Raw genomic sequence first — 18,163 nt, 5'->3', positions numbered from 1 at the left:
GACGCGCGTTGCCAATCTCAGCCACAATAGCCCCGACGGCGGCGGTCCGTCACGCATCGCCCCTGCGTTGCGCAAGTTGGGACCGCGAATTTTAGCGAGGCCGAGCGCGCACAGATGGTGCGTTGATCTGGATCATGGCGCTCGCGCCGCGTCAGTCGAGAGAGTTACCTTCTGCATGGTGCCAAAGGTGGCGCCTCACTATTCGGAGTGACCGTGATGAAGTTGGGCGCTGCTTTCGGTGCGATTCTGGTCATTGCCGCCGCAGGAGTCGCCGGCGGCGCCGCTCAAGCGACCGTCTACTGCACATACATCGGCGTCCCCGCGGGCTGCGTCGTCCGGCCAGGTGTGGTGCTGCGGCCAGCGCCGGGAGTCGGCGCTCCGGGTGTTGGCGTTAGGCCGGGGGTTGGCGTAGGGGCGCCGGGCGTCGGCGTTGCGCCTGGGGTCGGCGCGGGCGCTCCCGGCGCTGGCGTCCGCCCCGGCACGCCGGCCAATCGCGGCGGTCCGGTCGATCGGGCCGGTCGCCACTAGCCAGCGACGCTTTCCTGCAGAAGCGGTCTGGCCTGGACGTGAGCGTGTCTCCAGCCGCGCTGCGCGGGGTGCTCAGAAGCTGAAGCCAAGACCAACCGATGTGCCGGTGATGTTGTTGTCGCCGATGAAGTAGCGCGCGACCAGCCGGATGCGGGACAACTTGAGTCCGACGGCGCCGAACTCCTGGCAGCCTACATCGATCTCGATGCCACCGCCGACCTTGGCCGACCAGGTGAACCCCATGATGTCGGCCTAGTCACCGAGGTAGTAGCTGAACGATTCTTAGAGGGCACGCTGTCGTGAGGGCAACCAAGGCTGGCGCCTTCACGCTGTGTGGTTCCATTCCCGTGACAGATGCCAAGCGTTCGTCGTGATGATGTCGCTGGATGCCGCAACCCCTGCTTCGTGCGGTCTCTCTCTCATCGGACCGATCGATCTTCTCAGCGGAGATTTCCGCTGCGATGTGCTTTGGTTAGCGTTTATGGCGTTGGGGACCCGGACCCGAAAGCGCGGGGACCGTCGGAGACGCCGCACCGTGGGGCGGATCGAGGGCGGTGGTGGTACTCACCAGGCCGGCCGGCATAGGGCAGGCCGTACCATCAGCGTCCGACCGTGCCTGCCGCCGCTCGGCACACCCGCCTGGAGCGCCGGGCACGGTCGGCGCGATGAACCTCACCGACAGATAGCCCGATTGAATGCGCGATCGGCTGTCATTGCGTCCATCATGCGTGTGAGTGCCGGCGAGGTGCTGAGCTCCACCGCCGCCTGCCGTTGCACCTCCGCGGGGAACTCCGTCACTCGCGGACAGGGTCCATCAGAAATCGTCGCGACGCCCCGCCAGATACGCGGCGCCGAGCGCGGCTAGTGCCGCACCCGCGAGTGCGAGCCAGCCCTGCACGCGCGCCCAGGCCGCCGCGATCATGCCGTACGCTCCCGCCGCATCAGCAGGGCGACGGCGATGACAGCGACAGCCAGCACCAGCGCCACGCCGATCCACACCGGCACGCCCGCGAGCGCCTGGAGCGCAGGCGCCGCGGTCGCCGCCGCCGCGGCATAGCCACCCAGCTTCGCTGCCTCCGCGCCGTCCGTTGGCAACGCGGCCGGCGCGACGTACCGGCTGGCGACGAATTCGCCCCGCGCCCAGAGCCCCGCCTCGGCGGCGCGGCGGTTCACCAGGCCCGGCACGATGACCAGCCGCCCATTGCGTCGCTGCTTCACGTAGAGCCCCATACGCCGAAGCGCGCCGTCATAGTCGCCGCGGTTCAGCGTCGCGGCGATGTTGGCGAGCGGCTTCCCCGTCGCCGTGCCGTGGCCGATGTTGAACGCGAACGATACTAGCGCGCCGTGCTGGCCGTCGGTGAGCGGGACGGTGATGCTGCGCGCGATCGCCGCCTCGACTGGCGCCAGGTCCTCCAGCAGTAGCCGTTCTGCCTCGACAGCGGTGATGCGCTGCCCCGGCCGCGCGGTACGGGTACCCGCTTCGGGATACCGCTCTCACCGCTGCTGGCGTCGGCGATGGCCCTGTCGCCGGTGAGCGTGGTCGGCAATGCGGCTGCGTTCTGCGGGCCTGGACAGGCAATGACCGCGCAACTCGACAGAGGTGTTCTTCAGGCTGGCGCCGCAGCCTATGCTTCCCGGTGAACCGCGGCGGCCGGGGGGACGCATGTTGAAGCTTTGGGGGCGCATTAATTCGCCGAATGTGCAGAAGGTGCTGTGGCTACTTGAGGACCTGGCGCTGCCCTATGAGCGCATCGACGCCGGCCTGCAGTTCGGCCGGGTGAATGACCCCGATTTCCGCGCGCTGAACCCGAACGGCAAGATCCCCGTCCTGGAGGACGGGGACTATGTGCTTTGGGAGACCAACGCGATCCTGCGCTACCTCGCGATGCGCCATGGCGGCGCGGCCGGCCGCGCGCTGTATCCGGAGGACCCGGCGGCGCGCGCCAGCGTGGACCGCTGGATGGACTGGCAGCTTTCGACCCTGAGCCCGGCGGAACGCGTGATGTTCTGGGGCCTGGTTCGCACCCCGCCGGCGCAACAGGACTGGGCCGCGATCCACGCCTCCGTCGCCGCCTCCGCCGGCTGCTGGCGCATCCTGGACGCACGGCTCGCGGCGGGCGGTCCCTTCGTCGAGGGGGCCGGCTTCAGCCTGGCCGACATCGTGCTCGGCACGCTCGTGCATCGCTGGTTCGCGGTGGAGGTGGACGGCCGGCCCAATTTCCCGGCGCTCCGCCGCTGGTACGAGGCGCTGCATGCGCGCCCCGGGTTCCTGCGCTGGGTCGGCGTGACGCTGACCTGAGGGCGCCGATCCCACGGTGGCGGAGCGGCGCACCGCCGCGCTAGGCTCGACCCGGGAGGAACGAAACGCCAGAATGTTCGCGCCGCTGTCCAATCCGGTCTATCGGCACCTGTTCGCGGCGCAGGTGCTGTCGCTGCTCGGCACCGGGCTGGCGACGGTCGCGCTCGGCCTGCTGGCGTTCGAACTGGCCGGCACCGATGCGGGCCTCGTGCTCGGCACCGCGCTTGCCATCAAAATGATCTGCTATGTGGGCGTCGCCCCCGTCGCCGGCGCCTTCGCGCATCTGCTGCCCCGTCGCCGCCTGCTCGTCGCGCTCGACCTGATCCGCGCAGCGGTGGTCGTGATGCTGCCTTTCGTGACCGAGATCTGGCAGGTCTATGTGCTGATCGCCCTGCTGCAGACCGGCTCCGCGGCCTTCACACCGACCTTCCAGGCCACCATCCCGGACGTGCTACCGGACGAGGCCGAATACACGCGCGCGCTGTCGCTCGCCCGACTCGCCTACGATCTCGAAAGCCTGGCCAGCCCGATGGTCGCCGCCGCGCTCCTCGGCGTGCTGGGGTTCTCCTGGCTGTTCGGCTTCACCGTTTTGGGCTTCCTCGCCTCGGCCGTGCTGGTGGCCTCGGTGGTGCTTCCCTCGCCGCGCCCGCCCGACCTGTCCGAGGGCGCCTGGGCGCGGATCACGCGGGGCTCGCGCATCTACCTCGCCACGCCGCGGCTGCGCGGGCTGCTTGCGCTGAACCTGTCCGTGGCGGCGGCGGGCGCGATGGTGATCGTGAACACCGTGGTGATCGTTCGTGGTGGCTTCGGGCTCGACGATCGCGCGCTGGCGCTGACGCTCGCGGCCTATGGCGGCGGCTCGATGCTGGCGGCGCTGACGCTGCCGCGCGTGCTGGAGCGCGTGTCGGACCGGGCGGTGATGCTGGCCGGCGCGGGCGTGCTGGCGCTCGGCATGACGGCGGGGCTGATGGTGCAGGGCTGGGGCGCGATGCTTGTCCTCTGGGCCTGGCTCGGGCTCGGCAACGGGCTGGTGCTGACGCCGGCCGGGCGGCTACTGCGCCGCTCGGCCGAGGCGGGCGACCGGCCCGCGCTGTTCGGCGCGCAATTCGCGCTGAGCCACGCCTGTTGGCTGCTGACCTATCCGCTGGCCGGCTGGCTCGGCGCCTCGGCGGGGATCGCCGCGACCTTCGCGACGATGGCCGCGCTGGCCGCGCTCGGCGTTGGGCTGGCGGCCGCGTTCTGGCCATCGGACGACGCGGCGGAGATCGAGCACGAGCACGAAGGGCTGTCGCCCGAGCATCCGCATCGCCACGGCGAGGTGGTGCCGAGCGGACCCGGGCGCTTCCGGCACCGCCATGCCATCGTCATCGATCGCGAGCATCCGCGCTGGCCGCGCCCGGCGTCATGACCCGGGCGATCAGCGTGCGCGTGCGCGGCGTCGTGCAGGGCGTCGGCTTCCGGCCGGCCGTGTGGCAGGCCGCGACCGCGCTCGGCCTCGACGGCGACGTCCGCAACGATGCCGAGGGGGTGCTGATCCACGCCGCCGGCCCGCCGCGCGCGCTGCAGGCGCTGGTCGCGCGGCTGCGCGCCGCGCCGCCGCCGCTCGCGCGCGTCGCGGCGATCGAGGTGTCCGCCTGGGCCGGGTCGTCCGGTGCGAACGGCTTCGCGATTCTCGGCAGCGGCGCCGGCGCGGCGCGCACCGCCGCCGCGCCCGATGCCGCGACCTGCGACGCCTGCGCCGCGGAGATCGACGACCCTGCCGCGCGGCGCCACCGCTACCCCTTCACCACGTGCACGCACTGCGGGCCACGCTTCACGATCCTCGAATGCCTACCCTTCGACCGCGCGCGCACCACGATGGCGCGCTTCCCGCTCTGCACGACCTGCACAGTTGAATTCGGATCGCCGGCGGACCGGCGCTTCCACGCCGAAGCGATCGCCTGTCCCGGCTGCGGCCCGCGGCTGCACTTCGGAGCGTTGGAGGGCGAGGCGGCGCTGGAAGCCGCCATCGCGCTGATCGCCGGCGGCGGCATCCTCGCGCTCAAGGGCATCGGCGGCTACCAGCTGGCCTGCGACGCCGAGGACGGGGCGGCGGTCGCCACGCTGCGCGCGCGCAAGCGGCGACGAACGAAACCCTTCGCGCTGATGGCGCGCGACCTCGATGCCGTGCGCGCGCTTTGCCATGTCTCGGCCGCCGAGGCGAAGCTGCTCGCCTCGCCCGAAGCGCCGATCGTGCTGCTGCGCGCGCGCCGCGTGCCGGAGGGGGTGGCGCCGGGGCTCGACACGCTCGGCGTCATGCTGCCGACGACGCCGTTGCATCGCCTGCTGCTCGCGCCCTTCGCGACGGCGCTGGTGATGACCAGTGGCAATCTTTCCGACGCACCGCCGGAGACCGACGACGCGGACGCGCGCACGCGCCTGGCCGGCATCGCGGACGGTTTCCTGTCGCATAACAGGCCGATCGCCTCGCGCATGGACGATTCCGTCGCGCGGGTCCTCGGCGGGCGGACCCGCCTGCTGCGCCGGGCGCGCGGCTACGCACCAGCGCCGATGGCGCTGCCGCCGGGCTTCGCGCCCGCGCCGCCGATCCTCGCGACAGGCGGCCAGCAGAAGGCGACCTTCTGCCTGCTGCGGGAGGGCGAGGCGGTTCTGTCGCACCATATCGGCGACCTCGACGAGGTGGCGACGAGCGATGACTTCGCCGCGGCGCTCGATCACTATGCCGGGCTGTTCCGGCACCGCGCGGCGCATGTCGCGGTGGACCTGCATCCCGGCTACGTCGCGGCGGCGCTGGGCCGCGAGATCGCGGCGCGGCAGGGCGCGACGCTGCATCCCGTGCAGCACCACCACGCGCATGTCGCGGCCTGCCTGGCGGAGAATGGCGCGCCGCGCGACGCGCCGCCCGTGCTCGGTGTCGTGCTGGACGGACTCGGCCTCGGCGAGGACGGCGCGCTCTGGGGCAACGAGCTGTTGCTCTGCGACTATCGCGCCGCGCGGCGCGTCGGCACGCTGCTGCCGACCGCATTGCCGGGCGGCGATGCCGCGGCGCGCGAGCCCTGGCGCAACCTCTTCGCCCAGCTTGACTGCGCCTTCGGCTGGGCGGAGGTCGTGGCGCGGCATGGCGGCCTGCCCATCGTCGCGCGGCTTCGCGGCAAGCCGGTCGCGAGCCTCGCCGCAATGATCCGCCATGGCGTCAATGCGCCACCCGCATCGTCCTGCGGACGGCTGTTCGACGCGGTGGCGGCGGCGCTCGGGATCGGCTTCGACCGCGTCGGGCACGAGGGCGAGGCGGCCATGCGGCTCGAGGAGATCGCCGCGCGGCGCGACGTCGCTTCCCCCTATCCCTTCGCGATCGGCGCGGCGGGCGATATTCCCGCGCTGGATCCTGCGCCGATGTGGGCGGCGCTGCTGGCGGATCTGGCGCGCGGCACGGCACCGGCCCTGGTCGCATCACGGTTCCACCGCGGATTGGCGACTGCTATCGTTGAGCTCGGCTTGGCGGTCGCGCCGCAGGCGGGAAGCGTCGCGCTCTCGGGCGGCTGTCTGCAGAACGCGGTGCTGCATCGCTGGCTGGAAGCAGGTTTCCGGGCGCGGGGACGCCGCGTCCTGACGCATTCGCTTGTGCCGGCGAATGATGGCGGACTGGCATTCGGGCAAGCGGTGATCGTCGCGGCGCGCTTGGCGAGTTAGGGAGAGCGGAACGCATGTGCCTCGGGGTGCCCGGCCGGATCGTCGAGATCGTGGACAGCGCGAACGCGATCGCCATTGCGGATGTCGCGGGGGTCCGGCGCAAGGTCGGCCTCGCCTGCATCCTGGATGACGGCGCAACGCCCGAATCCTGCATCGGCGACTGGGTGCTGATCCATGTCGGCTTCGCGATGAGCCGCATCGACGAGGCCGAGGCGAAGGCGACGCTAGCGATGCTCGCCGCGCTCGGCGAGGAGGAAGACCTCGCCGCCTGGGCGCCGCCGCGATGAAGTTCGTGGACGAGTTCCGCGACCCCGTCTTGGCGAGGTCGCTGCTGCGCGAGATCGAGGCGCTGGCCGCCGAGGTTTCCGCCGCGCGCGGCCGCCCGATTTCCATCATGGAAATCTGCGGCGGCCACACCCATGCGATCTTCCGCTTCGGTATCGAGGGCATGCTGCCGCCTTCGATCGAGCTGATCCACGGCCCGGGCTGCCCGGTCTGCGTGCTGCCGATGGGGCGCGTGGACGACTGCATCGCGCTGGCAGAGATGCCCGGCGTGACGCTCGCCACCTTCGGGGACGCGCTGCGCGTGCCGGGCGCGCGCGGCAGCCTGATGGAGGCGAAGGCGCGCGGGCTCGACGTGCGGACCGTCTATTCGCCGATGGACGCGCTGGCGATGGCCCGGGCGGAGCCCGAGCGGATCGTGGTGTTCTTCGGCCTCGGCTTCGAGACCACCATGCCCTCCACGGCGCTGACGGTGCTGCAGGCGGAACGCGATGGCATCAGGAACTTCGCCCTGTTCTGCAACCACATCACCATCATCCCGACGATCCAGGCGCTGCTCGACGAGCCTGACCTGCGGATAGACGGCTTCCTCGGTCCCGGCCATGTCAGCATGGTGATCGGCACCGAGCCCTATCGATTCGTCGCGGAACGCTATGCGCGCCCGCTCGTGGTCTCTGGCTTCGAACCGCTGGACGTGCTGCAATCGCTCTGGATGGTGCTCAAGCAGATGCGCGAAGGGCGCGCGGAGATCGAGAACCAGTACGCCCGTGTCGCGCGCGATGCCGGCAGCCGTGCCGCCCAGGACGCCGTCGGCCGCGTCTTCGAGCTGCGCGAATTCTTCGAATGGCGTGGCCTCGGCAGCATCCCGCATTCCGGCGTGCGGCTGCGCGAGGCGTTTGCGGCGTGGGACGCCGAGAAGCGCTTCCTGCTGCCGAACCTGCGCGTCGCCGACCCCGAGGCCTGCCAGTGCGGCGATGTGCTGACGGGCCGCATCCGTCCGCGTGACTGCCGCGTCTTCGGCACCGCCTGCACGCCGGCGACGCCGCTCGGCGCGCTGATGGTCTCCTCCGAGGGTTCCTGCGCCGCCTATCACCGCTACGGCGCGCTGGCGCGCGAACCCGCCTCCGCGTGAATCGGCCGCGCCAGCCCAACACCACCATCACGCTTGCCCATGGCGGCGGCGGCGGCGCCATGAAGGCGCTGATCGACGACGTGTTCCTCGGCGCCTTCGACGGCGACGGCGCGCGCGAGGACGCGGCCTGCACCCCGCTCGCGGAGCTTGCCGCGCGTGGCGATCGGCTCGCCTTCACCAGCGATTCCTACGTGGTGACGCCGCTGGTCTTTCCGGGTGGCGACATCGGCAGACTGGCGGTCTGCGGGACGGTGAACGACCTGGCCACCGCGGGGGCGGTGCCGCTGCAGCTTTCCTGCTCGGTGATCCTGGAGGAGGGATTGGAGATCGCGCTGCTGCGCCGGATCGCGCAGTCCATGGCCTCGGCGGCGCGCGAGGCCGGCGTACGCATCGTCACCGGCGACACCAAGGTCGTCCCGCACGGCGCCTGCGACCGCATCTTCGTCAACACCGCCGGCGTCGGGGTGGTCCGCAAGGGTGTCGCGCTGTCGGTCGCGGCCTGCCGGCCCGGCGATGCCGTGCTGGTCAGCGGCCCGCTTGGCGACCATGGTGCCGCGATCCTGGCCGCGCGCGGCGACCTGGCGCTGGAGACGACGCTGCAAAGCGACTGTGCGCCGCTCGATGGCCTTGTCGCCGCGCTGCTCGATGCCGTGCCCGGAACGCGCTTCATCCGCGACGCCACGCGCGGCGGCCTCGCCACCGTGCTGAACGAGGCGGCGGAGGCGTCGCGCATCGGCATCGCGGTCACCGAGACGGCCATCCCGGTGCGCGACGAGGTGCGTGGCGTCTGCGAGATCCTCGGCCTCGACCCGCTCTACCTGGCGAATGAAGGTCGCATGGTCGTGGTGGTCCCGCCCGACCGGGCCGAGGCCGCGCTGGCCGCGCTGCGCGCGCACCCGCTCGGGCAGGAGGCCGCGATCATCGGCGCCTGCGCGGCGGAGCGGCCGGGCCGCGTGGTGATGGACACCGCGTTCGGCGGGCGGCGCATCGTGGACATGCTCACGGGCGAGCAGCTGCCGCGAATCTGCTGAGCTGTTCGAGCGCGAGTTCCACCGCCGGCGCGATCGCCGCGGCCACGCTCTCATGCATGCCGATCCCATAGCGTTCCGCGTCGTGCGGCTGGCAAGCCACGATCCGGACGAGCGGCGGCAGCGCCTTGATCTCGCGCGCCAGGGTCAGGGCACGGACCGGCGTCGCGTAGTGCATGTCGCAGAAATAGTCGCGGCGTTCGGTGTCGCTCATCCCGGACGTGTCGGGCAGCACCGGTTCCAGCAGCGCCACCTCGCCCGCAGCGCGGCCGCGATCCACCGCGTCGAACAGGATCAGCGCGTCGTAGCCGCGCATCAGTTCCTGCACCATGTGGATGCCGCCGATGCCGGTCTCCATCACTACTGCGCCGGGCGGGCAGCGCGGATCCTCACGCAGCCGGCGGGCGGCCAGCACGCCGAAACCGTCATCGCCGCGCAGCGGATTGCCGACGCCGGCGACCAGGACGCGCATGGCGGTCAGAAGGCGGGCTTCTGGGGCGCGTGGGGGATGCCGAAGCCGACCAGGATGCGACCGGCACCGTCTGTCCGCACCGGATGGCATCGGAGCGGCGCGCCGCCGCCGAGCCGCGCGCCGTCGCGCAGGTCGTAGACGCAGCCCGGCCCGAGCGGGCAGATCCAGGAAACGCCGCTGACGCGCCCGCCCATCATCAGCGCGCCGTGTCGCGGACAGGCGGCATCCAGCGCGTGGAGCGCGCCGCCCGCATGGGCGAGCAGGATGGTCCCTTCCTCCATCCGGCAGAGCAGCGCCGTGCCGTCCTCGGGCTCGTGCAGCACAGGGGCGGGCGACCAATGCGGCGGCTCCTCGCCGGACAGCGACGGCGGCTCGCGCGACGGCAGGTCGCCGAGGAAATCCCACAACTTCGCGCAGCCAGGCTCCTCGGGCGGCAGCAGGTCGTACATGCCGAACAGCGTGTGGATCGCCGGGTCGGTGATGACCTGCTCGACGACGCCTTCCTTGAACAACCGCACCAGGCGATGCAGCGATTCCCGGTGCACCGCGTCGATGCCCTGCAGCAGGTCCAGCACCTGCGCGTGCTGCTCCGGGGCGAGGCTGCCTTCCAGCGCGGCGAGCTTCGTATTCACCTGATCGAGAAGCCGCAGCCACTCCTCGTTGGTGCGATAGCCGATCAGCGCCTGCGGATCACTCGTGATCGCACACCTCGTCGCCCTCGCAGCAGCCGGCGGTGCATTCGCCATGCGTGCCGGTCTGGAATTCCGTGAAGGTCTCGACGAAGAGCCGACCGGCCTTGCGCTTGCCCTCGCCCGAGAAGGCGAAGCCGTTGCCGGCGCGCTCGAACTGGCCTTCGGCGGCGAGCGTGTCGAAGATCTCGGACACCACGCTGCGCTCGATGTTGACGAAGGGCATCACGGCGGCGGGGGTGAAGCGCTCACCGAAGCCCTCGCCCTGGTACCAGTAGCAGATCTGCAGCACCTCCTCGCGCGCCTGCAGGCGGTCGAGCGGGTCGCGCACGGACGGTTCCGGGGCGTCGTTCATGTACGGGCTCCGACAGGCAGGGCGACATTCTGCGTGAAGGCTGTCAGCTTCACCAGGGTTTCGGCACGCTTGCCTGGCGTCGCGTCCCCGGCCAGTACGCCGGCCGTCGCTGCGATCAGCGCCGCCGTGACGGCTGCCGGCGAGAAGCCGAGATGCGCGGCTAGTGCCGCGTCATCGGCCCAGCCCTCGCTCTCGGCCATCACCATGCGCTGGAAGGTGTCGGCGGGCAGGTCGGCCTCCACGCTCCAGGCCACTTCCGGCCAGATGCCGAACTGCGTGCCGATCATCAGGGTGTTCTCGAGGTCCACGATGCCGGTCACGGCCTCGTAGATGCGGTCCTGCATCTCCACGGGCGGCAGCGCGCCACCCTGCCAGCGATACGCCGCGACGGCGCCGGGGGTGCGGCAGATCGCCGCCGCGCCGACCAGCACGACGCGGTCCGGCCGCGGCACATCCGCCTGCTGGAAGCGCTGCACGACATGCATCGGTCCCCAGGTCATGTTCTCGACCTGCACGCCCGGCAGGCGCGCGCGCAGCCCGGCCATCAGTACGGGGCCGAGCGGGAAGGCCGCCGGCAGAGTGGAGAAGCCGACGATCCCGATCAGCGTGCCGCCGGTCCAGGGCGTTTCGACCTCGGTCTCAATCAATGCCGCAGGCACAGGTCGTCACCTCGCGCGTCACCACGCGGTCGGAGCCCTCGACCATCACATGCGTCGTGCAGGGCATGCAGGGGTCGAAGGACCGCAGCGCGCGCAGGATGTCGATGCCCTGGAAATCCTCGGCGCCGGTGAAGCGCGTCTCGATGATCGGCGTGTTCATCACCGCCTGCTCATAGGGGCCGGGCTCGCCCCAGGGCGTACGCGGGCAGGCGTTCACGGTGGAGGGTGTCACGATCTGGTAGTTGGCAAGCAGCCCGTCCTTGATCTCGCAATGGTGCGAGAGGAAGCCCCGGCCCGCGCCCCAGAAGCCGACGCCGATCGAATGGCCGGTGGTCGGGATCTCGAAGGGTGTCGCGACCTTCGTCTCACCGCGCTTCTGCAGGTCCATCGCGCGGACGAAGTTCTCCATCGTTACCATCAGGTTGAAGCCCACCGCATAGGCGCGCGCGCGGTTTCGCTCGAAAGCGTTCCAGACCGGCGGGATCTTCCACTCCGCCAGCATGGCCGGCAGCGCGCCGCCCTTGGAAATGTTGAGCTTGAGGCTGTGCCCCGTCGCCTGGACGTATTCGCTGTGCGGGATCTTCTGCGCCATCGCGGTCAGGTAGACGCGGGCATAGGCGCCGGCCTCGAACACCTTGCGGTCCCAGGTCGGCGTGGTGGACCAGGAGTAGCGCTCCTTCCAGTTCTGCGAACCGGGGCGCGGGATGGTGGTCTTGTTCCAGGGATGGTTGGGGCTGAGCGGATTGCCGAGCGGATCGGTCTTGAACGGATAGTCCTGCCAGGACTCGTAGTAGGAATGCTCGATGAACTCCTCGAGCCCGACATTGATGTCGGTCAGTCGCGTGGTGACGAGCTTGCCATCCACCACCACGCCCGGCGTGGACCAGCGCTTCTCGCCCCAGGCGTTGCAGTTGGCGTAGGTCGCGTCGTAGTGGTCCTCGTGGTCCCACTGGCCAAGGTCGATCATCGTCGCGGGCAGGCGCCCACAGTCCGCGTATTTCGGCTCGCATTCCAGGAAGAAGTCGAACACGTCGTCCCAGATCGCGATGCACTTCTTCGCGTAGTCGAAAAACTGCGAAATCTTCAGGTAGAATTCGTTGAAGGTCGTGGTCGTGATCGTCGTCGTCACGCCGCCGGGGATGATCGTCTCCGGGTGGGGGTATTTGCCGCCGAGCAGCACATAGGCCTCGCGCGCGACGCGCGTCATTTGCAGTGCCTCGAGATACAACTTGCCGGTCAGCGGGTTCAGGTCGGTCATTATCGCGCCAATCGTGGCGTAGCCATGCCAGGCGCGGCCGCGCGCCGGCGCGTCCTGCGCCTTCGCCCAGATCTCCGGGTTGGTCTGCTTTACCAGCGTCTCGGAATAGTCGGGGCCGGACAGCACGAACAGGTGCAGCGGATTGTCGTAGAGATATTCGCAGCTCAGCAGCAGGTTGCGGACGACGATGCCCATCGGCGGCGGCTTGATGTTCAGCGCCATCTCGATCGAGAGCGCGGAGGCGGTGGAGTGCACGCCACCGCAGACGCCGCAGGCGCGCGACGAGATGAAGGCGGCATCGCGCGGATCACGGCCGCGCAGGATCACTTCATAGCCGCGAAACAGGGTGGCCATCGAGTTGGTGTCCACGACGCGCCGGTTCGGCAGGTCAACCGTGGAGTGGAAGGCCAGCGCGCCGGCCACCCGCGTCACCGGGTCGTAGTCGATGTCCACCAGTTGGCCGTTGCGCGCGGCGATGCCCTTCAGCACGGCATCGCGCTGTTCCAACGTGCGGACCTGGTACTCGTAGGGGTTCTTCACGCCGCTCTTGAGCCGCGCGATGCCATTCGCGTCGAATTCGATGGGCAGGTTCTCGAAGCACATGTTCTGTCTCTCAGCCGCGCTTCAGCGCGGCGGCGATGTTGCCAAGGCTGGTCGCGGTGCCGCCGAGCGGTGGCAGCAGGGCGGCAAGGCCTGCATTGATGGCGTCCATCTTGCCGTTCAGCGGCAGGGTGTGGTCACGGATGGCGGTGAGCCCGCCCGCCAGCGCCTCCAGATGGTTGCCCGCGCGTTTCAGCGCGACATAGATCCCGATCAGGTGCCAGGCGACGGCCGCGACGATGGCCAGCGCCAGCACCAGCGTCACGATGGTGAGCAGCGTGATCATGCGCCCTTCCCCCCGGCGACGAAGGCCTCGGCCGCCGCGGCGGTCTCGGCGATGCCCTGCGCCACAGGCGCCATCGCCGCGGTGGTCGCGAGCGTCGTGTCCAGCGCCGGGATCGCCGCCGTGTTGCCGGCGATGCCGACACCCGCCGTCAGCATGTCCTGCATGTAGCCCTCGATGTTCCGCGCGGCGGTCAGCGCGCGGCCGAGCAACGAGAGCGCGAGCGGCACGATCACGACCGCCACGATCACCAGCGTCACCGCCCAGATGGCCAGCGCAAGCCCGCTCATCGCGCCTCACTCCCGCGTGTCAGCCCGGAGACGACCCGGCCAAGCCCGTCGCGCACCGCCGTCAGCCCTTCCGCCGTGCTGGCCAGCGCGGCATTGATGCCGGGCGCCGTCCGCGGCAGATGCGATGTCTCCTGCTCGATGGCGCGTAGGCCGAGGCGGAGCTTGGCAAGGTAGCTCTCGCCCGTGCCGCCGATCGCCTCCAGAAGGGCCACGATGCGAACCAGCCCCCAGGCCACGGTGCCGAGAAAGGCGAGTGCCGCGAGGCAACTCAGCAGCGTCAGCAGCGTGGTCATCGCGGCGCCTCCGGGTTAACATGGGCGTCCAGCTCCTTGACGTGGCCGAGGATCCGGCCCGCGCGGCCGAGGATGCGTTGCGTTGCTTCCTCCGTGCGGTGCAGGTTGGCGAGGTGGATGGTGTTGTTGGCGACCCGCTGGCCGCGCGCCCAGATTTCGGCGCAGCCGGCCTCGATGTCGGCGGCGGTGCGGATGATCAGCAGCAACAGCACGGCGACGATCCCGGTCACGACCAGCGCGAGGACGATGGCGAGAACCCACATTCCGCTGCCCTCCTACGCCGCGTCGGCGCGCGAGGCGCCGGTCAGCGCCGCTGCGACATCGGCGGCGTTGCGGTCAATGGCCTGCGCGCCGTCCAGGATCTGCCCGGCGACCTGGTTGGTCGTCGTCAGCGCCCAGATGGAGCGCGTGTTGGCGTCAATCTCGCCGACCAGGCCGCTGGCCGCGCCCGCCAGCTTCAGGATGCGCCGCGCCTGCAGCAGGATGCCGATCAGGAGCACCGCGACCACCACCACGACGAGGCCCGCGACGATGAAGCCGAGCGTCCACCACATCGCCTCGCCCTCCTATTCCGCGGCCTGCGCCGGCGGGCGCTTGCGGAGGTAGTCGCTTGCCGAGGCCTGCAACTCCTTCTGCCGCGCGGAGCCGGGCTCAAAGCGCGTGCCGCTGGCCTTCATGCGTTCGTAGAAGAAGCCCACGGCGCGATCCACCGAGGAGGCCTTCGCCTGCACGCTCGCCCAGCCGCTCGGCACCGAGCCGGTCTCCTTCCAGCGCGCCGTCAGGTTGCGGCTGCGCTGCGTGAAGTTGCGGAGGTACGAGACGAAGCCGCCGGTGCCGCGGCTGAGGACCGAGGAGACGAGCGTGCCTGGCGGCTTTTTGTAGAAGGGCGCGAAAGCATCGGGGAAGCCTGGCATGGTGCAGCCGATGCAGATGCCGCCGGTGTTCATGCAGCCGCCATTGTGGCCGACCGCCCCGCGCGAGACCATATTGCACTGGACCACCGGGCCCCAGCAGCCGAGCTCTACCAGGCATTCCTTCTGCCCGTACTCGTCGGCGAACTTGCCTTCCTCGTAGTTGCCGGCACGCACGCAGCCGCGATGCACGGTGGATGTGAACATCCAGGCCGGGCGGCCGAGTTCGTCGAATTCCGGCAGAGGCCCGATGCCGGCCAGGAACATCAGCACGGAGGTGATGGTCTCCGTGATGTTGTCGCCGAGCGGCGCGCAGCCGGGGATGTTGATCGGCGGCAGGCCGAGCTGGCTGAGGTAGTCCTTGCCCAGGTAATCCATCACCGACATCGAGCCGGTGACGTTGCCCGCCGCCGCCGGAATGCCGCCCCAGGTCGCGCAGGTGCCGACCGCGATCACCGCCGCCGCGCCCTTCGCGAGGTCGCGCAGCCAATGCGCGGTCGGGATCGGCCGCTGCGTGCCGTCGGGCAGGTGTTCGGCGCCCATCGCGGACCAGTAGCCGCCGAAGGCGCCGGCGATGCTCTCGTCGGGGACCGAGCCCTCCATCAGCACGACATAGGGCGCGCCGAGCTTGCCGGCGCGGGCCAGATGGTGCGCCTTCATGAAGTCCTTGCCGGCGGTCACCGACAGCACGGGATGGTGCAGCACGATCCTCGGCAGGCCGGGGATGCTGCCGGTCATCAACTGCTCGACGGTCGGGTTCTGCGCGCCGGTCGCGGCGATCGAGCAGCCATCGCAGCTCATGCCGGCGAGCCAGAAGGCATGCACCTCGGTGATCGGGCCATCGTCGAGCGTGAAGCGCGGCATGTACCGCTGCGCCGTGCCCGGGGGTCCGTTGCCGTCCGACATGTGACCTCGACCGCCGGGACCTGCCCGGTTCGCGGCGCGATGTTGCACCCTGCCCCTGGGGCAAGGTCAAGCGATCCTTGGGGCTGTCCCCTGCGGCGCGGCGCCGAGGAAGGCGTCGCAGACCGCGGCCGCATCGGCGCCGGGCGGCGCATCAAAGACCGCGAGCAGCCGCGCCTCCATCTCGTCCCGCCTGCCCTGCAGCACCACGATCTGCAGCGCCGTCTCCTGCACCTTCTGGTCGAGCTCGGAGGCCAGCCGCGCCCGCATGGACCGGCCATCCGTCGCGGCGAGCAGGGCCCGCACCGCGGGCAGTGTGAAGCCCAGCGCGCGTAGCTTAACGGCCAGCCGCGCGCGCCGGACCGCATCAGCGGGATAGCGTCGGTAGCCGTTAGCGCCGCGCCCAGGCGACGGTACCACGCCGAGCTTCTCGTAGTGCCGCAGCGTCTTCGGCGTCACACCTAGGGCGGCGGCCAGCTCTCCGACGAGCAGGCCGCCGCCGTCGGGCGCCTCAGGCGGTCGCGCCCGCACCATGGCCGGCGACTGATGCGGGCGGCGGAGGCGTGGCGGCGAGCATCGCGATGGCATCGGCGATGGCGCGGATCGCGCCGATGCCGACGGATCCGGGCGCGTGATCGTAGGGCGACAGGCCCTGCTGCTCGGCCCGCACGAAGGCTTCGTCGAAGGGCACCTCGCCGATCACCTCGAGCCCGTTCTTCGCGCAGAAGGTCGCGATCGCGGCGCGGTCCTCGTCGCTGCGGGCCTTGTTGGAGACGACCTTCACGAAGGGAATGTTGAGCTCCCGCGCCAACTCGCACGTCCGCAACGCGGCTTCGAGCGAGCGGTAGTAGGGTTCGGCGACGACCAGCATCATGTCCACGTTGCGCGCCGTGCCGCGCTTCAAGTGTTCGAGCCCGGCTTCCATGTCGGTGATGGTGTGCTCGCCAATGTCGGTCAACTCCGCGATCAGCCCGCGCACCGCCCGGTGGGAGGAGCACATGCACCCCGTGCCGGCCGTACCATGCGCCGGCTTGCCCATGACGATCAGGTCTATCCGGTCATTCGCGCGAACGGCGAACTTGTCCATGATCGAGGCGTTGCTCATCGTCGCTTCGAGGCGCGAATTGCCGGCTTCGTCCTTCACCAGCGTCATGATGCTGGGCGGGATGTAGGTGATCTGGTCCGCCGCCTGTGGCGTCATGCCAAGCGTCAGCGCCAGGTTGGGATTGGGGTCGCCGTCGATCGCGACGATGCGCTGTCCCCGCTCGGCGAAGATACGGGCCAGCGTGCCGGCAAGCGTGGTCTTGCCCGAGCCGCCCTTGCCCACGGTCGCGATCTTCATGGTGTTGGCCTCCTCGCCATCGGCTTGACTTTCGCTGGAGCGGGCCGGCCAGATCAAGCCTCTTTCCGGCACCCCGCCGAGACTCCGGAACCCGCATGGAACCGCTGCCGCTCGTCCTCCTCACCGGCTTTCTGGGCGCCGGCAAGACCAGTTGCCTGAACGCCGCGCTAAGAGCGGGTGACGCCACGGGCATCGTGGCGCTGGTCAACGAGTTCGGCGCGGTCGACGTGGACGGGATGCTGCTGCCCGCTGCCAACCGCGCCGACGGGCTGGTCGAACTCACGAATGGCTGCATCTGCTGCTCCATCCAAGGCGACCTGCTGGCCGCCCTCGAGGAGGTGGTTCGCTTGCGTGCCGCCGCGCCGGATCGCGCCCGGCTCGCGGTGCTGGAGACGACGGGCCTCGCCGACCCGGGCGCGATCCTATCCACGGTTGCCCGCGCTGCCTCCCTGCGCGGACGTGTCGGCGTGGTCCGCGTGGTGACGGTCTGCGACGCGCCTGCCCTTGCGCAACAGCGCGCGCAATTCGCCGTTGCCGAGCGCCAGATCGGCGTGGCGGATGCGATCCTGCTGAACAAGACGGGGTCGATGCCGGCCGAGGCGCTGATCGCGCTGGCCGATGCGCTCGCCAGATCAAATCCCCTGGCGGACATCCGGATGGTCGCGCCCATGTCGCTCGACCCCGCTCTCCTGCTCGGCCCCTGGCCCGCGGGGTCTGCGCGCTGGTCGCCGACACTGCCATCGGTCTTCGCTGGCCGACGCGAGGCTGCTCCGCGCCGGGCCGAGCCGGTAGCGGAGTCCTTTATCGTACGGCCGCAGGCGCCGCTCAACGCCGACCGGTTGCGCGATGTGCTCTCCTTCCTCGTCCTTCGCCATGCTGAGCGGCTGCTGCGCTGCAAGGGCGTGATCCGCATCGCTGGAGAGGCACACCCGGTGCTGCTGCAGGGGGTGCGCGACGTGCTACGCACCGGCCGGGCGCCGGAGGGAGCCGCGCTGGCGGAGGGCGAGCACGGCGCGCTCGTCTTCATCGGCCTGGGCCTGCCGGAGGCAGCGATCCGCGCCGATCTGACGCGCTGCGAGGTTCGCCCGTAGAGCAAGAAGTCTTTGTCTCCATGGTCGTCTATGTTCGCCCGGCGGAACCGCAAAGCGG

Annotated in this window: 21 protein-coding genes and 1 pseudogene; 7 read left to right on the top strand and 15 right to left on the bottom strand. The window is 70.5% G+C overall.

From position 1 onward, the window contains the following. Nucleotides 1-600 precede the first annotated feature (600 nt). Both E8M80_RS25840 and E8M80_RS27110 read right to left on the bottom strand, forming a co-directional pair. Nucleotides 601-771 carry a hypothetical protein gene (locus tag E8M80_RS25840; RefSeq protein ID WP_170979262.1) on the bottom strand — a complete coding sequence of 57 codons (171 nt, stop codon included), beginning with the start codon at nucleotides 769-771 and terminating at the stop codon, nucleotides 601-603. A gap of 675 nt (nucleotides 772-1,446) precedes the next feature. Next, nucleotides 1,447-1,983, bottom strand: a pseudogene (locus tag E8M80_RS27110) (lysozyme); the annotation flags it as partial. 172 nt (nucleotides 1,984-2,155) lie between these two features. Here E8M80_RS27110 and E8M80_RS07630 point away from each other — a divergent pair. From E8M80_RS07630 to hypE, 6 genes are all read left to right on the top strand, one after another. Then, nucleotides 2,156-2,827 (top strand): glutathione S-transferase family protein, encoded by a 672-nt coding sequence (locus E8M80_RS07630; RefSeq protein WP_370287271.1) that lies wholly within the window; start codon nucleotides 2,156-2,158, stop codon nucleotides 2,825-2,827. 73 nt (nucleotides 2,828-2,900) lie between these two features. Then, the gene (locus E8M80_RS07625) at nucleotides 2,901-4,235 is read left to right on the top strand and encodes an MFS transporter (protein WP_137125088.1); all 1,335 of its coding nucleotides are present in this window, start codon (nucleotides 2,901-2,903) and stop codon (nucleotides 4,233-4,235) included. Then, complete coding sequence (gene hypF, locus E8M80_RS07620; protein WP_137125087.1) at nucleotides 4,232-6,517, top strand: carbamoyltransferase HypF; 2,286 nt, start codon at nucleotides 4,232-4,234, stop codon at nucleotides 6,515-6,517. The genes E8M80_RS07625 and hypF overlap by 4 nt, the downstream gene beginning before the upstream one ends. 14 nt (nucleotides 6,518-6,531) lie before the next feature. After that, nucleotides 6,532-6,804, top strand: coding sequence for a HypC/HybG/HupF family hydrogenase formation chaperone (locus E8M80_RS07615; RefSeq protein ID WP_137125086.1), 273 nt, complete (start codon nucleotides 6,532-6,534; stop codon nucleotides 6,802-6,804). Then, nucleotides 6,801-7,931 (top strand): hydrogenase formation protein HypD, encoded by a 1,131-nt coding sequence (gene hypD, locus E8M80_RS07610; RefSeq protein ID WP_137125085.1) that lies wholly within the window; start codon nucleotides 6,801-6,803, stop codon nucleotides 7,929-7,931. Before E8M80_RS07615 ends, hypD begins: the two co-directional genes overlap by 4 nt. Next, nucleotides 7,928-8,962, top strand: coding sequence for a hydrogenase expression/formation protein HypE (gene hypE / locus E8M80_RS07605; RefSeq protein ID WP_305012232.1), 1,035 nt, complete (start codon nucleotides 7,928-7,930; stop codon nucleotides 8,960-8,962). The genes hypD and hypE overlap by 4 nt, the downstream gene beginning before the upstream one ends. On the opposite strand, the gene E8M80_RS07600 is transcribed toward hypE, so the two are convergent. The 13 genes from E8M80_RS07600 to E8M80_RS07540 form a co-directional block, all read right to left on the bottom strand. Continuing rightward, nucleotides 8,931-9,431, bottom strand: a complete 501-nt coding sequence (locus tag E8M80_RS07600; RefSeq protein WP_170979261.1) for a hydrogenase maturation protease — start codon at nucleotides 9,429-9,431, stop codon at nucleotides 8,931-8,933. The genes hypE and E8M80_RS07600 overlap by 32 nt on opposite strands. A gap of 5 nt (nucleotides 9,432-9,436) precedes the next feature. Further along, nucleotides 9,437-10,177 (bottom strand): hypothetical protein, encoded by a 741-nt coding sequence (locus E8M80_RS07595; RefSeq protein ID WP_137125082.1) that lies wholly within the window; start codon nucleotides 10,175-10,177, stop codon nucleotides 9,437-9,439. Next, on the bottom strand, nucleotides 10,122-10,475 hold the full coding sequence (locus E8M80_RS07590; RefSeq protein WP_137125081.1) for a hypothetical protein: 354 nt from the start codon (nucleotides 10,473-10,475) through the stop codon (nucleotides 10,122-10,124). The genes E8M80_RS07595 and E8M80_RS07590 overlap by 56 nt, the downstream gene beginning before the upstream one ends. Beyond that, nucleotides 10,472-11,122 carry a hypothetical protein gene (locus tag E8M80_RS07585; protein WP_137125080.1) on the bottom strand — a complete coding sequence of 217 codons (651 nt, stop codon included), beginning with the start codon at nucleotides 11,120-11,122 and terminating at the stop codon, nucleotides 10,472-10,474. Before E8M80_RS07585 ends, E8M80_RS07590 begins: the two co-directional genes overlap by 4 nt. Next, on the bottom strand, nucleotides 11,115-12,995 hold the full coding sequence (locus tag E8M80_RS07580; RefSeq protein ID WP_137125079.1) for a nickel-dependent hydrogenase large subunit: 1,881 nt from the start codon (nucleotides 12,993-12,995) through the stop codon (nucleotides 11,115-11,117). The genes E8M80_RS07585 and E8M80_RS07580 overlap by 8 nt, the downstream gene beginning before the upstream one ends. Before the next feature lie 10 nt (nucleotides 12,996-13,005). Further along, on the bottom strand, nucleotides 13,006-13,278 hold the full coding sequence (locus E8M80_RS07575; protein ID WP_137125078.1) for a hypothetical protein: 273 nt from the start codon (nucleotides 13,276-13,278) through the stop codon (nucleotides 13,006-13,008). Then, a complete protein-coding gene (locus E8M80_RS07570; protein WP_137125077.1) occupies nucleotides 13,275-13,565 on the bottom strand; it encodes a hypothetical protein in 291 nt (96 codons plus the stop codon). The genes E8M80_RS07575 and E8M80_RS07570 overlap by 4 nt, the downstream gene beginning before the upstream one ends. Then, entirely contained in the window at nucleotides 13,562-13,858 is a 297-nt protein-coding gene (locus E8M80_RS07565) for a hypothetical protein (RefSeq protein ID WP_137125076.1), read from the bottom strand. The genes E8M80_RS07570 and E8M80_RS07565 overlap by 4 nt, the downstream gene beginning before the upstream one ends. Continuing rightward, complete coding sequence (locus tag E8M80_RS07560) at nucleotides 13,855-14,121, bottom strand: hypothetical protein (protein WP_137125075.1); 267 nt, start codon at nucleotides 14,119-14,121, stop codon at nucleotides 13,855-13,857. Before E8M80_RS07560 ends, E8M80_RS07565 begins: the two co-directional genes overlap by 4 nt. Nucleotides 14,122-14,133: 12 nt before the next feature. Then, entirely contained in the window at nucleotides 14,134-14,412 is a 279-nt protein-coding gene (locus E8M80_RS07555; RefSeq protein WP_137125074.1) for a hypothetical protein, read from the bottom strand. Nucleotides 14,413-14,424: 12 nt separating this feature from the next. Beyond that, nucleotides 14,425-15,633, bottom strand: coding sequence for a hydrogenase expression protein HypE (locus E8M80_RS07550; RefSeq protein WP_170979260.1), 1,209 nt, complete (start codon nucleotides 15,631-15,633; stop codon nucleotides 14,425-14,427). Nucleotides 15,634-15,741: 108 nt separating this feature from the next. Beyond that, the gene (locus tag E8M80_RS07545; protein ID WP_206035588.1) at nucleotides 15,742-16,206 is read right to left on the bottom strand and encodes a MerR family transcriptional regulator; all 465 of its coding nucleotides are present in this window, start codon (nucleotides 16,204-16,206) and stop codon (nucleotides 15,742-15,744) included. Then, nucleotides 16,184-17,014, bottom strand: a complete 831-nt coding sequence (locus E8M80_RS07540) for an AAA family ATPase (protein WP_137125071.1) — start codon at nucleotides 17,012-17,014, stop codon at nucleotides 16,184-16,186. Before E8M80_RS07540 ends, E8M80_RS07545 begins: the two co-directional genes overlap by 23 nt. 95 nt (nucleotides 17,015-17,109) lie before the next feature. Here E8M80_RS07540 and E8M80_RS07535 point away from each other — a divergent pair, with 95 nt between their 5' ends. Then, nucleotides 17,110-18,105, top strand: coding sequence for a GTP-binding protein (locus E8M80_RS07535; RefSeq protein WP_137125070.1), 996 nt, complete (start codon nucleotides 17,110-17,112; stop codon nucleotides 18,103-18,105). Nucleotides 18,106-18,163: the final 58 nt, after the last annotated feature.

It is taken from the genome of Roseomonas sp. HF4 (assembly GCF_005222755.1).
In the GTDB taxonomy this organism is placed as follows: Bacteria; Pseudomonadota; Alphaproteobacteria; order Acetobacterales; family Acetobacteraceae; genus Neoroseomonas.
Note: the sequence above shows the minus strand (reverse complement) of the source record. Positions and strands in the feature narration are given on the sequence as shown.